This window comes from Arthrobacter crystallopoietes (assembly GCF_017603825.1).
Lineage (GTDB): Bacteria > Actinomycetota > Actinomycetes > Actinomycetales > Micrococcaceae > Crystallibacter > Crystallibacter crystallopoietes_B.
In genome coordinates this window covers 1,757,815-1,773,283 of record NZ_CP072014.1, presented here as the reverse complement: position 1 = coordinate 1,773,283, position 15,469 = coordinate 1,757,815, and the positions used below count along the sequence as shown (strand labels likewise).

15 protein-coding genes are annotated in these 15,469 nt (G+C 65.8%); 8 read left to right on the top strand and 7 right to left on the bottom strand.

What is annotated here, in order from left to right; all coding sequences use genetic code 11:
- The 3 genes from J5251_RS08165 to J5251_RS08155 are packed head-to-tail and all read right to left on the bottom strand — an operon-like array spanning position 1 to position 2,959.
- Positions 1 to 804 carry an ABC transporter ATP-binding protein gene (locus J5251_RS08165; RefSeq protein ID WP_208575711.1) on the bottom strand — a complete coding sequence of 268 codons (804 nt, stop codon included), beginning with the start codon at positions 802 to 804 and terminating at the stop codon, positions 1 to 3.
- A complete protein-coding gene (locus J5251_RS08160; protein ID WP_208575710.1) occupies positions 801 to 1,892 on the bottom strand; it encodes a FecCD family ABC transporter permease in 1,092 nt (363 codons plus the stop codon). The genes J5251_RS08165 and J5251_RS08160 overlap by 4 nt, the downstream gene beginning before the upstream one ends.
- A complete protein-coding gene (locus tag J5251_RS08155) occupies positions 1,889 to 2,959 on the bottom strand; it encodes a FecCD family ABC transporter permease (protein WP_244250932.1) in 1,071 nt (356 codons plus the stop codon). The genes J5251_RS08160 and J5251_RS08155 overlap by 4 nt, the downstream gene beginning before the upstream one ends.
- A gap of 134 nt (positions 2,960 to 3,093) precedes the next feature.
- Between J5251_RS08155 and J5251_RS08150 the strand changes: the two genes are divergently transcribed.
- Entirely contained in the window at positions 3,094 to 4,101 is a 1,008-nt protein-coding gene (locus J5251_RS08150) for an ABC transporter substrate-binding protein (RefSeq protein WP_208575709.1), read from the top strand.
- 93 nt (positions 4,102 to 4,194) lie between these two features.
- On the top strand, positions 4,195 to 4,680 hold the full coding sequence (locus tag J5251_RS08145) for a hypothetical protein (RefSeq protein ID WP_208575708.1): 486 nt from the start codon (positions 4,195 to 4,197) through the stop codon (positions 4,678 to 4,680).
- A gap of 75 nt (positions 4,681 to 4,755) precedes the next feature.
- Here the strand turns inward: J5251_RS08145 and J5251_RS08140 are convergent, their stop codons facing one another.
- Both J5251_RS08140 and J5251_RS08135 read right to left on the bottom strand, forming a co-directional pair.
- Positions 4,756 to 5,310, bottom strand: a complete 555-nt coding sequence (locus J5251_RS08140) for a GNAT family N-acetyltransferase (protein WP_208575707.1) — start codon at positions 5,308 to 5,310, stop codon at positions 4,756 to 4,758.
- A gap of 110 nt (positions 5,311 to 5,420) precedes the next feature.
- On the bottom strand, positions 5,421 to 5,813 hold the full coding sequence (locus J5251_RS08135; RefSeq protein ID WP_139006757.1) for a VOC family protein: 393 nt from the start codon (positions 5,811 to 5,813) through the stop codon (positions 5,421 to 5,423).
- A gap of 287 nt (positions 5,814 to 6,100) precedes the next feature.
- Here J5251_RS08135 and J5251_RS08130 point away from each other — a divergent pair, with 287 nt between their 5' ends.
- Complete coding sequence (locus J5251_RS08130) at positions 6,101 to 6,859, top strand: GNAT family N-acetyltransferase (RefSeq protein WP_208575706.1); 759 nt, start codon at positions 6,101 to 6,103, stop codon at positions 6,857 to 6,859.
- Positions 6,860 to 6,997: 138 nt separating this feature from the next.
- On the top strand, positions 6,998 to 8,269 hold the full coding sequence (locus J5251_RS08125; protein ID WP_208575705.1) for a MinD/ParA family ATP-binding protein: 1,272 nt from the start codon (positions 6,998 to 7,000) through the stop codon (positions 8,267 to 8,269).
- Positions 8,270 to 8,276: 7 nt separating this feature from the next.
- Here the strand turns inward: J5251_RS08125 and J5251_RS08120 are convergent, their stop codons facing one another.
- A complete protein-coding gene (locus J5251_RS08120) occupies positions 8,277 to 9,416 on the bottom strand; it encodes a zinc-dependent alcohol dehydrogenase family protein (RefSeq protein WP_139006807.1) in 1,140 nt (379 codons plus the stop codon).
- Positions 9,417 to 9,504: 88 nt separating this feature from the next.
- Positions 9,505 to 10,272 carry an SDR family oxidoreductase gene (locus J5251_RS08115; protein ID WP_208575704.1) on the bottom strand — a complete coding sequence of 256 codons (768 nt, stop codon included), beginning with the start codon at positions 10,270 to 10,272 and terminating at the stop codon, positions 9,505 to 9,507.
- Between the two features lie 95 nt (positions 10,273 to 10,367).
- Here J5251_RS08115 and J5251_RS08110 point away from each other — a divergent pair, with 95 nt between their 5' ends.
- The 4 genes from J5251_RS08110 to J5251_RS08095 all read left to right on the top strand — a co-directional run bounded on the left by J5251_RS08110 (position 10,368) and on the right by J5251_RS08095 (position 15,309).
- Positions 10,368 to 11,258, top strand: coding sequence for a DMT family transporter (locus tag J5251_RS08110; protein ID WP_208575703.1), 891 nt, complete (start codon positions 10,368 to 10,370; stop codon positions 11,256 to 11,258).
- A 219-nt stretch (positions 11,259 to 11,477) separates the two neighbouring features.
- Entirely contained in the window at positions 11,478 to 12,734 is a 1,257-nt protein-coding gene (locus J5251_RS08105; RefSeq protein ID WP_139007413.1) for an aminopeptidase P family protein, read from the top strand.
- 150 nt (positions 12,735 to 12,884) lie between these two features.
- Positions 12,885 to 13,688 carry a creatininase gene (locus J5251_RS08100; protein ID WP_208575702.1) on the top strand — a complete coding sequence of 268 codons (804 nt, stop codon included), beginning with the start codon at positions 12,885 to 12,887 and terminating at the stop codon, positions 13,686 to 13,688.
- Entirely contained in the window at positions 13,669 to 15,309 is a 1,641-nt protein-coding gene (locus J5251_RS08095) for a BCCT family transporter (protein WP_208575701.1), read from the top strand. The genes J5251_RS08100 and J5251_RS08095 overlap by 20 nt, the downstream gene beginning before the upstream one ends.
- The last annotated feature ends 160 nt before the right edge of the window (positions 15,310 to 15,469 follow it).

The following is a 15,469-nucleotide window of genomic DNA, read 5'->3' as shown; positions in this document are numbered from 1 at the left end:
CTAGACGCCCGCCCCCAGCGGGATGACGTGCGGCCGCCCGGCAGTCGGCTCCTGCACCACCTGGGCGGCCAGCCCGAAGATCTCGAGCAGCCGTTCCGGCGTGACCACTTCAGCCGGGGTCCCCTGCGCGACAATCCGGCCGTCCTTCATGGCCACCATGTGGTCGCTGTAGCGTGCGGCGAGCGAAATGTCGTGCAGCACCATCACCACGGTGCGGCCGCGGTCCCGGTTGAGCCGGCGGACCAGCTCCAGGACCTCCACCTGGTGCGCCAGATCGAGGTAGGTGGTGGGTTCGTCCAGCAGCAGGATGTCGGTCTCCTGGGCCAGCGTCATCGAGATCCACGCCCGCTGGCGCTGGCCGCCGGATAGATCCTCCAGCGGCTTGTCCGCCAGCTCCAGGCTGTCCGTGGCCGCCAGCGCGTCGAGCACCACCGCCTCGTCCGATACGGAGAACTGCTGGTACCACTTCTGCCGCGGGTGCCGCCCGCGCGAAACCAGGTCCGCCACGGTCAGTCCGGACGGCGCGGCCGGCGTCTGCGGCAGCACGCTCAACTGGGTGGCGACATGGCGGGTGGACAGTTTCGCCAGGGGTTTGCCGTCGAGCGTCACCGCTCCGGACCGGGGCGCAAGCAGCCGGCCGAGCCCGCGCAGCAGGGTGGACTTCCCGCAGCCGTTGGGGCCGATCACGGCGGTAACGGCGGCATCGGGCACGGTCAGCGATAGTTCGCGGACAATGTCAGGGCCGTCGTAGCCAAGGGTCAGGGCGTCGGCGCGCAGCCGCCCGCCGGTGCTGGACGCGCTCATGTGAGCCTCCGTTGGTAGCGCAGAATCAGGTAAATCAAATAGGGGGCGCCGACGACGGCGGTGGCAACGCCCACGGGCAGCGCCACGCTCAGGGCGTTGGCGGAGACGGTATCTGCCAGCAGCACAAACACGGCCCCCACCAACGCGGAAACGGCCACCGGGGGCACCACCGAACCGGTCAGGATGCGCGCGATCTGCGGGCTGGCAAGCGCCACGAACACCAGCGGCCCGGCGACCACGGTGCCCACGGAGGCCAGCAGCACGGCGATGGTCAGGGCCGTCAGCCGCACCGCGCCCACCCGGGTACCAAGTCCGACGGCGGTATCCTCGCCAAGGCTGGTCAGCAGCAGCCACCGCCCGCAGAGGACGGCAGCAAGCACCAGCACCACGGCGATGGCCCCCATCCGCTGCACCAAGGCCCAGTCCTTGCCGTTGAGCGAACCCGTCATCCAGGTCAGCGCCTGGGCCGCGCTGCTGACGTCGCCGAGGGTGAGCAGCCAGGTGGTCAGGCTGACGGCAAAACCGTTGATGCCCAGCCCCACTAGGACCAGCCGGTAGCTGTCGATCCCGCCGCGGTAGGCCAGCAGGTAGACCGCGACGCCGCTGAGCACGCCCGCGCCGAAGGCAGCCAGCGGCATGCCCATCGTGGCGGCCAGCCCGCTGAGTCCGGCATTCCCGCCGCCGGCGACCACCAGCACGGTGACGGCGCCGAGCGAGGCCCCGGCGGTAACTCCCAGGACGTCCGGACTGGCCAGCGGGTTCCTGGCCACGGTCTGCGTGATGGCTCCGGCAGCGGCGAGGCAGGCGCCGGCGACGACGGCGGCAACCATCCGTGGTGCGCGGAACTCGGTCACGGCCAGATGGACCTTGGAATTGGATGTGTCGCCGAGCAGCGCGCGCAGCACGTCCAGCAGGGCGAGCGGGGTACCGCCGTTGGCTACGTGGATGGCCATGGCCGCCACCAGCACCAGGATCAGCACACCGCCCACGGAGAGCCCGCGCGGGCTGATCCGGATCGAGACCGGACCGGCGCGCAGCACGCGGAGCGAACGGACCGGGCTGCCGCCGTTGCGGGTCACGGTGCTCATACGGTCACCAGCTTGCGGCGGCGGGCCAGGAAGACAAAGAATGGGGCGCCGATGACGGCCAGCACCACGCCCACGGAGAGTTCGCCCGGACGCGCGATGACCCGTCCGGCGGTGTCGGCCAGCAGCAGCAGCGCGGCGCCGGCTACTGCGGAAGCCGGCAGCAGCCAGCGGTAGTCGGCCCCCACCATCGCCCGGGCGATATGCGGAACCAACAGTCCGGCGAACGCAATCGGGCCGGCCATGGTCACGGCGGATCCGGCCAGCAGCGTGATCGCGGCGATGCCGGCGCAGCGCGCCCACAGCACCGAGATGCCCAGGGACCGGGCGGTGTCTTCGCCGAGCGCCAGCGCGTTCAGCGCCGGAATGTTCATCGCCGCCAGTACCAGGCCCGCCAGCAGGAAGGGCCAGATGGCCGGCAGGATGTCGTTGCGCCCGGCGATGGAACCCACCTGCCAGAAGCGCAGGGTGTCAAGGGCCGCCTCGTTCAGCAGCACGATCCCGGTCACCAGGCCCGTGCACAGGGCTGTGACGGCGGCGCCGGCCAGCACCAGCGTGATCGGCGTGGAGCCATGCCGGGCGGCGGTGCCGATCAGGAACACGAACACGCTGGCCAGCAGCGCGCCGCCGAACGCCAGCACGGCCTGGGTCAGCGGAAGCATTGTCCCGGCGATGGCTGTCGCCGCCACGATCGCCAGCGCAGCCCCTTGGTTGATGCCCAGCAGACCCGGATCCGCCACGGCATTGCGGGTATGCCCCTGCGAAAGCGTCCCGGCCACACCGAGGCAGATGCCGGCCGCAATACCGGTCAACGTCCGGGGCCAGCGCAACTGCAGAATGGTCACATCCATGTTGGTGCCCGTCGGCGTCACCACCGCATGCCACGCCTGCGCCAGCGTCGAGGGCTGGCTGCCGATGCAGACACTGGCCACCACGGCGGCGAAAAGTACGACGACGGCGGCGGCCAACCAGCGCAGCCGCACCTTTCCGCTGCGCATGGGCAGCCGCAGCGCGGTTTCGCGCAGCCCGGCAGCCGGAATGGAGTCTGTGCCCGTGGCCGGTGCATCCACAGTTTTCAAGAGCGCCTTCTATTACGGGAGGTTTGGAGCGTCGGTCTTTTCGACTGCTACAGTCTACGGCGGGGAAAAGCTTAGCCTTACCTAAGTTACGCGGCTTTGGCCGTTCAACCGTGAAAGAGACTCGCATGAAAACACCCGTTCTGACCAAATTGCTGGCCCTGGTGGCCGGCGTCTCGCTCCTGGGCACCGCTGCCTGCGGCGCACCTGCCGCCACCGAAGACGCCGCCGCCTCCGCTCCCGCGGGCGGCTCCGGCTACCCGCTGACCATGGAACATGCCATGGGTTCAACCACCATCGAATCCGAGCCGAAGCGCGTCGTCGCGCTGGACCCGAGCTACATCGATGCCGCGCTGCTGCTGGAGGCAGATCTGGTCGGCTACGTCCAGTACCGGCAGGATCCGGGCGATCCGTTCGCCGACTACCTTGGCGACGTGGACGAAGCCACTGCAGACGCGGTCAACGTCGGCACCCTCGCCGAGCCGAACCTGGAGAAAATCCTTGAGCTGGAGCCGGACGTGATCGTCTCCGCGCAGGTCCGCCACGAGTCGCTCTACGACCAGCTTTCCAAGATCGCGCCGACCATCTTCTCCGTCAGCACCGGGCCCACCTGGAAGGAAAACGTGGTGTTCCTCGGCGAGGCGCTGGGCAAGAAGGACAAGGCCGAAGAACTCGTGGCCGGTTATGAAGAGCGCGCGAAGAAGGTGGGCGAAGCAATCCTCGCGAAGGATCCCGAAGCCACCTACTCCCTGCTGCGTTTCGCCGGCGAGGACACCGCTCGCCTGTACTCCACCGATTCGTTCATCGGCGAGATCATGGCCGACATGAACATCCCCCGACCGGAAGGTGCGCCGGACACCACCGAGTCCATCTTCGTCCCGCTCTCCGAAGAACAGATCCTCAAGGCCGACGCCGGCCTGGTTATGGTCAGCGCCTGGACGCCGTCGGGTGCCGAGGGCGACGCGTCGCGCGAGCAGCAGAAGGCCTTCGAGTCCAACCCGCTGTGGGAGCGCCTGAAGGGCGACGTTATCCACGTCGACGACGAAACCTTCGTCGCCTCCGTCAGCATCCAGGGCGCGCACGCCGTGATCACCGATCTGGCCGAGCACTACGGCGTCGACCCGCAGCTGCCGTAGTCCCTACAACTCAACCAAAAAACCAAGTGCGACGTCGGTGCCAAGTTGGCCGCCGGCGTCGCACTTTGCGGATTCAATGGTAATAATTTCCCCATGACGAGCATTCCGCATGAAGGTCCTGACCATTCCCACCGCCGCCCCGAGGGCACGAATGACGCAACGGTTGAAGCGCTGGGCAAGCTGTCCGAGGCGTTGGAGGTCGTTGAACACGCCCGCGGCTATCTGTATGGCTTCCACCGCCTGACCGGCAAGGCCGACCTCGCCCTGGGCGAAGCCGCGGAGCTCCTGCGCAAGGCCGGGCACGGAGAGCTGGCCGACCGGGTCGAGCAGGACGTTGTGGGACGGAATGTGATCGCTGGACGGTGGACGTTCCAGATCGTCGAAGACTACGACGACAACTACTACGCCGCGTTCAAGTCAGTGGAGCAGGACGCGCGCCATGAGCTCGCCGAGGGTAAGCGGCACTTGTTCGAGGCCGAGATGAAAGAGGACCGGCGCTCCCACGGGCGCGCCCACCACGAGGCACGCCCGCAGGAAGCGGGATATCCGCGGTCCGAACCGGTCAGCGACCCTGCTTGAGGCGGAGGTAGCACCCGGCCCTGGACACTACGGCCGCCGGACCTGGCTAGGTCGGGGGTTCCTTAGGCCGGAGCCCTAGGACCGGATGGCGGCGTAGAGCAGCATGTCCCGACGCTCACCGCCGATGCTCTGGTGGCTGCGCAGCAGTCCTTCGCGCTGGTAGCCGGCGGCTTCGGCCGTGCGGATGGAACCGGTGTTCCACGGTTCGATGTACAGCTCCACGCGGTGCAGGACTGGCAGAGTCCAGGCGAAGGCGGTGAGCGCGGTCAGTGCCGCAGCGCCCACGCCTCGTCCGCGTGCCGACGGCGCAACCAGGTAACCCGCTGTCGCTCTTCCTGTTTCTACCGCTTTCAGCCACATGCCGATCTGGCCGAGCGCCCGGTCCGTCGCGGCGTCGGCAATGGCGAAGGAGTAGCCCATCCCCTCGGTGAAGCGCCCGTTCTGGTGCAGGATCCACTCCATCGCTTCTTCCGCGGTGGGCCTGGCCGGAATGGTGCTGATCAGCCGAATGTATGGATCCTGTGTGAGCTCGGCGGCGAGGTGTGCGTCGGAGTCGCGGAACGGGCGGAGCACCACGCCGGCGTGCGATGGCGGCGCTGCGGGCCATGCGAGCGGCAGGTGGAGCTTCATGAGTGCGATTCTGCCATTCGTGGCAGTTCCCGCAAGGGCAACCGCCGGATTGCCCCTTAAGCCCGGCGCGTTCCACCCGCGTTTACCCGCGTCCCACCTGCTTAGCCGTGCTATCCGCCGGAGGGCGCGGCTGTTTGCCACAGCCCCATCAGATTCCCCTCGCTGTCCCGGAAGTAGGCCGCGAACCCCATGTCGCCGACGGCCATTTTGGCTTCCACCGTGGACCCGCCCAGGCTGCCCACCTTCTCCAGCGCAGCATCGATGTCCTCGACGTCGAGCGTAATAATAGGTGTCTTCAACTCACCTTCGCGCCGGAACATACCGCCGTTGATCGCGCCCGGTTCGCTCGGCATGCCCTGGTCATCCGTCGGCGTGGTCATGACCATGTTGTAATTCATTTCCGGCATAGGCTGGATGTTCCAGCCGAAGGCCGCGTTGTAAAAGTTCCTTGCCCGTTCTTCGTCTTCCGCGGGAATCTCGAAATGCACTACACGTCCGGTCATTGCGCTCACCTGCATTCTGGTAAATGAACCCGATTACTGAAAGGCGCGGGCGGTCCACGCCCCAAGCGTTAAGTCTAGGAGCGGGCGGGCCGCTTGGGGAGGGGCGTGTGGGCCCAGGGTCCGCGGGCGGTCTGGCCCAGCCTGTCAGTTTGCGGAAAGGTTGGTCGTTTACACTGTGCACAGACATTAGATGAGACGTCATCAAAGAAAGAGGAGTGGACCGTCTGCAGTCGACAATTGATACAACCGCGTTCGGTGCTGGCCACCTCCCCGTCCCAGGAGTTAATTTGCCTGCCCCAGACGTTCCGAGCGTAACCGTGCGCCCGGCCACGCCGACCGACCTCACCACCATGGCGGCCTGGCAGTGCCGTTACGTGCCCGATGGGCTGTTCCCGCAGATGGGCGAGCGCTTTGTCCGCCGCTGGCATGCGAGCTTCCTGGACTCGCCCTTTGGCGTCGCACTGGTTGCCGAGCGCGTTGATGCCCAGGGCACGCAGGCCGTCGGCTTCCTCGTGGGCTCCACCGATCAGTTCCGCCATATTGACGACGTCGTTCGCCGCCACCGCGTCCGTCTTGCCTTGGCAGGGTTGCTGGCTTTGGCCCAGCGGCCCCGGCTCGGCGCCCATTTCGTCCGTACCCGCGGGCGGGCCTACCTCAAGCGCATCCTCACCCCGAAGTTGCATCGCACCCCCGGCGCCGGCCCGGCCGCCGGCGCTGCAGCCGGCGCTGAGTCCCACGCCGCGTCCCGCGCAACGGCCGGCACTACGGCCAACGCTACGTCCGGCGGGCAGATCGCCGTCGTTACTGCGATTGCCGTTGACCCCGCAGCCCGGGGCACCGGTGCCGGCCAGGAACTGATCAGCCGGTTCCTGGAAGATGCGCGGACAGCAGGCGCCGCGCGGGCGGAGTTGGTCACGCTGCTCGGCGAAGGCAATGCGGCGCCCTTCTATGAGCGCCTCAACTGGAGCGCGGTGGACGAGCATCCCACCCGGGATGGCATGCGCGCCCGCACGTACCGCTACGAACTCGGCGACAACGGGCAGTAAGCGCCGCAAACCCGCCGGGCCCGCATGGGCAGAACTATCCACAGATGCTTCATTCGTGCCGTTTTCATTTGTTCATCTGAAGCTGGCCGGAGATGATCAGTAGTAAATCATTTCACCTCCCCGGATGATAGGACGGCTATGACCAGGCAAGTTCCGGACTTTCCGGCAGCTGATGCGCCCAATCGGACCAACGATGCCGGAGAACGTTCTGATCCGGACACAACCGGCGCGGACGAATTCCAGCCGCCCAGCCGGCGGTTGCGCAGGCAGCAGAACGACGGCGAACCGGTGTCCTCCCGGGAGGCGGGCTATCTGCAGGCCGCTCCCCCGCCAAATTGGGTGAAACCGGCGGATGGTGCGGCCGCCGCGCCCAGGGTTGCGGGCGGCATCCAGGAGCCGCGCGCCACGGGCAGCGAGCAGGAGCCCCAGCCGCAGGAGGGCGTGCAAGCCCGGCGCCGGCGGGATCTTCGGGAGACGTCTTTCCTGGTCACGGGTTCGGCCAAGGAGCCGGCCACCAAGGGCTGGCGGGGCGTGCTGGCGAAAATGGGCCTGCGGGTGGAACCGTCCAAGGAAGAGCTGGCCGAGCGTGCCGACGTGCAGCTCGTCAGCCAGCATTGGCCGGGGCCGCGGACCGTAGCCGTCGTCAATCGCAAGGGCGGGGCCAACAAGACCCCCACCGTGGTCATGCTCAGCGCCATTCTGGCCCGCTACGGCGGCGGGCCGGTGCTGGCGTGGGACAACAACGAGTCCCAGGGCACGCTGGGCTGGCGCACCGAGCAGGGCCCGCATGCCTCGAGCGTGCTGGATCTGGTGGACTCGTCCAGCAAGCTGCTCTCCCCCGAATCCAACGCTGCCGATCTTGCCCACTACGTCCATCACCAGGCGGCGGACAAGTTCGACGTGCTGCGTTCGGACGAGAATGAAGAAGGCGACCACGAGGTGACCGCGGAGGAAGTGGACATCGCGCACCGGGTGGCCTGCAAATACTACCGGCTGATCGTGATGGACTCGGGGAACACTTCCCGCTCCGCCAACTGGCGCCGGATGATCGACCACACCAACCAGCTCGTGGTGCCGGTGACCGCGATGGAGGACCGCGCCGAGGCTGCGCGCCTGACCCTGCAGACCCTCGCGGCACGCGGTGACCATGAAGCGGAGCTGGCGCGCAACGCCGTCGTTATTGTGTCCGAATCGACTGACGCCGGCCGCGGCATGACCGGCGAGGCCCGCAAGCGCGCGAAGATCGAGGCGGACCGGATCGAAACCGGTTTCCGCGAATTCGTCCGCGAGGTAGTCCGCATTCCGTACGACCCGGCGCTGGTCAACGGGCCCATCCGGTTCAACGCCCTGCAGCCGGCGACCCAGCGCGCCTGGCTCCGGGCGGCCGCCGCGGTGGCGAGGGGTTTCTAGGCAGCGGTCATGCCTGGAAGAGGCGGCGGACCACCTGCCCCGAGGCCAGCGCGTCCAACCCTTCGTTGATCTCGCGCAACGGTTTGGTGTCTGTGTAAAGCAGCTCCACGGGCAGCTTTCCCGCCCGCCAGTGTTCCAGGTACAGCGGAATGTCGCGCTCCGGCACCGCGTCGCCCATGTAGGAGCCCAGCAGCCGCTTGCCCGCCCCGGCGAACTGCAGGGCCGGGACCGTCAGTTCTGCCGAGGGGTGGGGCAGGCCGACGGAGACCACGGCGCCGCCGCGGGTGACGTGCTCCAGGCAGGAGGCGATGACCTTGGCGGATCCTACCGCTTCCACCACGACGTCGACGCCGTCGCCGGTCGCTACGGCGATCAGCGCTGCAGCGTCGTCCGGCGTTCCCACGGCCGTGGCCCCGCAGTCCAGTGCCAGCTGGTGTTTGCCCGGATTCGGATCAATGGCAATGATGTCGCTGGCCCCGGCCAAGGATGCCGCCATGACCGCCGAGAGTCCCACGGCGCCGAGGCCGAACACCGCAACAGACTGCCCGGCCTGGACCGCAGCCGTATTGAGCACTGCGCCCATGCCCGTCAGCACTGCGCAGCCAAACATCGCCGCCACCGTGTCCGGTACATCATCGTTGATTACGACGACGGATTCGCGGGCAACTACGGCGTAATCGGCGAAGGCGGAAACGCCCAGATGGTGGTTGATCCGCTTCCCCTCAGCGGTCTTCAGCAAGGCTTCGCCGTGCAGCAGGTCGCCGGAGCCGTTGGTTTCGGCGGCACGGTGGCAGAGGGCGGGCCGGCCGGTGGCACAGGCACGGCAACTGCCGCAGCTGGGGACAAAAACCAGCACCACGTGGTCTCCCTCTTTGACGTCGTTGACGCCCTCGCCCACGGTAACTACCCGCCCCACCGCCTCGTGACCCAGCGCCATCGGCAGTGGACGGACGCGCGAACCATCGACGACGGAAAGGTCCGAATGGCAGAGGCTCGAATACGTAATGGACACGCCCAGCTCGCCAGCGCGGGGGTCGGGCCGCTCCAGTTCTTCAATGACCAGGGGCTTTGACTCGGCATAGCGCGTTGCCCCTGTCCCGCCGGGCTGTCCGGGTGGCATGGCAGCGTGCAGGATGGCTGCGATCATCATTCTCCTTCGGGTTGATCAGTCCTAAAAGGTCTGGGCCGGCACAATCTGAACTATGGGGGGCAACGTCCGCGGCGGGCTTTTCGGATTACGGACCGGCAGTCACCTGCTCGGCGGCGAACTCGGCGAAGGTCCGCTTTCCAGCACGATTGCCGGGAACGAGGTTGTTGCCCGATTTGAGCGCAGCAAACATCCTGCCGGGGAAACGCAACGGAACCACCCGCCGTCGTACGCCGAGGGATTCGAGGGTCAGGCGGGCGATTTCTTCGGCAGAGAGTATTTCGGGGCCGCCGATGTCCGGAACCCTGGCGGCTGGACCGGCGGCTGCCAGTTCCGCCAGGTGCACTGCGACATCGCGGACGTCAATGGGCTGGAAGAGGAGGTCCGGGGCGAAGACCAGCGGCAGCCGGCGTTGGGCGGCGAACAGGGCGAAGACGAGTTTGTGGAACTGGGTGGCGCGCAGGATGGTCCACGGCAGAGCGGAGGTTTCGACACGCTGCTCGGCTTCGAATTTGGCCCGGTAGTAGAACATCGGAATGCTGTCCACGCCGACGATCGAGACATAGATTAGGTGCGGGTTGCTTGCCTTGCGGGCCGCTGCGATGAGGTTTTCGGTACCGACGATGTCGCCGCGGCCGTTGGAAGTTGCACAGTGGATGATCGTCTCGACGCCGTCGACGGCCGCGTCGATGCCGTCCCCGGTGTGCAGGTCGCCGCGTGCCCAGGTGCCCGGCTCGCGTCCGGCCGGCTGTTCGTGGCGGCTGAGGATCCGGACCGTGTGGCCGTGCTCGAGCAAGGCAGGTTCGACGGCCCGGCCGAGGGCTCCGGTTCCGCCGGTCAGCAGTACTGATGCCACTGGTCATGCCCCTTTCGGCTGGAACGATTTGGCGCGGACGGCGGCAACGGGCGATGCTGAGGTTGCCCCTTGCTGCTGATCATAGAGGACACGTGATGCGCGCCTACCTGATGTGCATCCTCGTGGTGGTTTTTTATTCGGGAAACATTCTTGTGGGCAAGGCGCTGGCCGACCTGCCGCCCTTCACCATCGCGTTCCTGCGGGTTGCCATTGCGTTCGTGGTCCTGCTGCCGTTCGGGTACCGCGGCGCGCGGCAGGCCGCCCCGCTGTTCCGGCAGCATTTCAAGCCGCTGCTGTTCATGACGGTCACCGGAGTGGCTGCCTTCACCACGTTCCTGTATGCCGCGTTGCAGTTCACCTCGGCTACCAACGTTTCGGTGCTGGAGGCGGCCATCCCGGCGGTGACGGTGGCGCTCAGTGCCTGGCTGCTGCGGGAGAAACTGCGGTGGATCCAGCTTTTCGGGGTGGCGCTTTCGCTCTTCGGGTCGGTCTGGGTGGTACTGGAAGGGCAGGTCTTCCAGCTCGGCGATCTGGGTTGGAATGCCGGCGACGCGCTGATGGTCGGCGCCGTGGCCAGTTGGTCTTTGTACTCGATCGGCGTGCGGAAGTACCTGCACCTGTTCCCGTCCTACGGCTCGGTACTGGTCATGACCGGGCTGTCCGTGCTGATGCTGCTCCCGTTTGTGGTGGGTGAGTGGCTGATCCTAGGCGTGCCGGAACTGGACAGCAGCGGGCATTGGTGGGGGCTGGTCTACCTGGGCGTCTTTCCCTCAGTGGTGGCGCTGATCCTCTACAACCGTGCTGTGGCAATCCTGGGTGCTTCGCAGGCCTCCGTGTACCTGAACTTCCTGCCGGTGGGCACGATGCTGGGCGCCTATTTCCTCCTCGGCGAGACGATCACGGCGATGCAGATCCTCGGCGCGGTCGTGGTGATTGCGGGCGTACTGTTCACCACCCGGGCCAAGCCGGCGGTTGCCGGGAGCTAATTCGAGGGCGGGGACAAAGTCCTTTACAGACTGTCCACCGGTTTACGGCAACCCCTTGACGTTCTACCCATACTTTTTGTGATGCAGGGCACATAATCTAGTCCGTAAGGGCAGCGGAAACACATCGCAGTTTCGTGGCTGCCTCCCACAATCACCTTTCGACTGCATCTGTCTGTCAGTCGCTTAGGTACCGCAATTCGTAATTCTTTAGGAGATTCAATGACCATCGCAGCTGCTCCCGCCAATTCCGTCGCCGAACTCGAGCGCCTGAAGGTCCTGCACAACGGCACCAAGCAGAAGCTGACGTTCTCCGACGCCGAGTTCGAACGCCGCCTGACCGGACTGCGCCGGATCATGGCCGCGAAGGAACTCGACGCCGTCATCCTCACCAGCTACCACGGCATCAAGTACTACTCCGACTTCCTCTACACCACCTTCGGCCGCAACTACGCCCTCGTCGTCACCGCCGACGACTCCGTCACCATCACCGCGAACATCGACGCCGGCATGCCCTGGCGCACCAGCTACGGCGAAAACATCGTCTACACCGACTGGCGCCGCGACAACTTCTACTACGGCCTGCAGGAAGCCCTGCGCCAGCGCGGCATCACCGCCCGCCGCCTCGGCGTCGAAGACGACGCCCTGCCCGTGATGACCCGCGAAAAGATCCAGGCCGCCTTCGCCGACGCGCAACTGCTCGACATCTCCCAGGACGCCATGCGCCAGCGCATGATCAAATCCGCCGAAGAAATCGAAGTCATCAAACACGGCGCCCGCATTGGCGACCTCGGCGGCGAAGCCATCAAAGCCGCCATCCGCGAAGGCATCACCGAATACGAAGTCGCCCTCATCGGCACCGAAACCATGGTCCACGAAATCGCCCGCACCTTCCCCGAACAGGAAGTCCGCGACACCTGGGTCTGGTTCCAGTCCGGCATCAACACCGACGGCGCCCACAACTGGGCCACCACCCGCAAACTCCAGCGCGGCGACATCCTCTCCCTGAACTGCTTCCCGATGACCTCCGGCTACTACACCGCCCTGGAACGCACCCTCTTCCTCGGCCAGCCCGACGAACGCTCCCTGGAACTGTGGAACGTCAACGTCGAAGTCCACAAACGCGGCCTGGAACTAATCAAGCCCGGCGCCGTCTGCAAGGACATCGCCGCCGAACTCAACGAAATCTACATCGGCCACGGCCTGCTCCCGAACCGCACCTTCGGCTACGGCCACTCCTTCGGCGTCCTCTCCCACTACTACGGCCGCGAAGCAGGCCTGGAACTGCGCGAAGACATCGACACCGTCCTCGAACCCGGCATGGTCGTCTCCATGGAACCCATGATCACCGTCCAAGACGGCGAACCCGGCGCCGGCGGCTACCGCGAACACGACATCCTCGTCATCGGCGAAAACGGCAACGTCGAAAACATCACCAAATTCGGCTTCGGCCCCGACAACAACATCATCGACGCCTAAGCTGCCACGGGCGGTGCCGGTCCCGGACCGGCACCGCCTCTTCGCACCCAGATCCTCGCCCCGTAAACGTGGCTGCCCGCGTGTATTCCACGCGGGCAGCCACGTTTAGGGGGCGGGCATCCTGTCAGCATCCAACGAATCGGAGAGACGATGCGCAACAGTGTCTACATGGAGGAGCTGGACTCCTTCACCTACCGCGAAAAGATTTCGGACGGCAAGGCGGCCGTCCTCGTCCCTGTCGGCTCCATCGAACAGCATGGACCGCACATGCCGCTCAACGTGGATGTCCTGCTCTCCCGGGCCATGGCAGGCGGTGTAGCCGAAGCCGTTGGCGGACTGGTCGCAGCCCCCATTACGTATGGCTACAAGTCCCAGCAGCGTTCGGGCGGCGGAAACCACATTCCCGGCACCACCAGCCTGGATGCGTCCACCGTCATTTCCATTGCCCGGACCCTGACCCTGGAATTCGCCCGGCACGGCGTCCGGAAAATCGCTTTCATTAACGGCCATTTCGAGAACTACCAGTTCTTGTATGAAGGCGTTGACCTTGCCGTCACGGAGCTGCAGCGTGCCGGGATCGACGATCTGAAGGTCATGCTGCTTTCCTACTGGGACTTCGTCGACGAGGCGACCATTGCGGAACTGTACCCCGATGGTTTCACCGGCTGGGACTTGGAGCACGGCGGCGTCCTCGAAACGTCCCTCATGCTCCACCTGTACCCGGAGAAGGTGGAGATGGAACAGGTCGAAGATGCACCGCCGGCGGTACTGCCGAACTACGATGTCCTGCCGGTGCGTCCCGAACTGACGCCGGCGTCAGGATGCCTGTCATCCGCCGCCCAAGCCACTGCCGTGAAGGGCGAAATCCTGCTCAAGCGGGCAACTGTCGCCATGGCGACCGCCCTTGATGCAGAATTCCAGGATGTGATCGACAATGACGTTGAGCAAAAATGAGACGAGGCCGGCAGCGCCGGTGGAATACCGCACTGAGCTGAACCCGCCGGAGCCGCAGGAAGAGAAGAAGCGGCGCGTCGACGACGTTGTCATCAAGGCCGCCGCCATCGTCCTGGTGGTTTCGATTCTCACGTTCGCCGTGGCCGTCCCGGATGGAACTGCCGCTGCCATCGGTGCAGCACGGACCTTTGTCACCGAATACTTCACGTGGTTCTTCGTCGCCTTCTCCGCGCTGGCGCTGGGCGTCTGCGCTTGGCTCGCCTTCGGCAGATTCCGCCGCATCCGCCTTGGCGGACCGGATGCCAAGCCCCAGTATGGCAAGTTTGCCTGGTATTCCATGCTCTTCGCCTGCGGCCAGGGCATTGGACTGATTTTCTGGTCCGTAGCCGAACCCATCATGCTCAAGGACGAGAATCCGCTGTTCCCGGCGGGCTCGGCCAGCCCGGTGGACGGGGCGATGGCCTGGTCCTACTTCCACTGGGGCCTGACGGCCTGGGCGATGTACGGCATCGTGGCTATTTGTCTGGCCTACTCGCACCATAACCTGGGCAAGAAGCTCACGTTCCGCGACGCCGTCGTCGATATCTTTCCGCGCAAGTCCCGCCGCGGCGCCGGCATGGTTATCGAGTTGCTGGCGATCCTCGCCACCGTCCTCGGCCTCTCTACCTCGTTTGGTTTTGCCACGCTGCAGTTCACGTCCGGCATCAGCGCCATCACCGGTATCCACGCCAGCGCCCCGCTGTGGATTGCGATCATCGTGGCACTGGGGGTCCTCACGGCAGGGTCGGTTTTCTTCGGCATCAGCAAGGGTATGAAGCGGATCAGCGAGATCAACTCCGTGCTAAGCATCGTGCTCCTGGTCGCTGTGTTCGCGTTCGGTCCGATCATCTACCTGGCCTCCACCTTGTCGCAGACGTTCGGCGCCTTTTTCCAGAATTTCCTGGCTATGAGCCTCTGGACGGATTCCGGCGTCGCAGCGGAAGGCATCGGTTCTTGGCAGGACAGTTGGAACGGTTGGTGGACGGTCTTTATCTGGTGCTGGGTCATCGCGTTCTCCCCGTTCGTGGGGGCCTTCATCGCCCGCATTTCGCGGGGCCGGACCATCGGGGAATTCATCCTGGGCGTCACAGTTGTTCCGTCCCTGATTGTGATGATCTGGATCGGCATCATCGGCGGCGCCGCGCTGTACTACGACAACGCGAATAACGGGTCCATCGCGGATGCGGTTGCCCAGGACACCTCGCAGGGGCTGTTCGTGATGCTCGAGTACATCCCCGCTGTCGGCACCATCCTGCTGGTCGTGGCGACCATCCTCGTGGCAACGTACTACATCACCTCCCTGGATTCTGGCGTGCATGCCCTGGCGGAGTTCGTGTCCTCGGGGCGGACGCCGAGCAAGCTCTTCCGGGTGGTACTGGTGGCGAGCATCGTGGCCATCACCGTGGCGCTGCTGACCTTGGGCGGCACCTCCGTGATCGATACCGTTCAAACCGGCACGATCATCGGCGCCTTCCCCTTCGCCTTTGTCATCATCATCATGGTGGTCAACTTCGTGAAGCGGTTGCGAAAGAGTGAAAGTGCGCAGGTTCAGGCAGCCGCGGCGGAGCAACCAGTTGAATAGAGGAGTCACCGTCTGAACTAGCGTGCCGGGCACCTGACCGGCCGCTACCGACACCATGTGAGGGGCTGCCGCAGCATGCGGCAGCCCCTCCTGAGTACCGGGCACCGGAACCAGGGCAGCTGAAGAGGCTCGGCGACCGGGGCACCTAGCCCAACCTGGA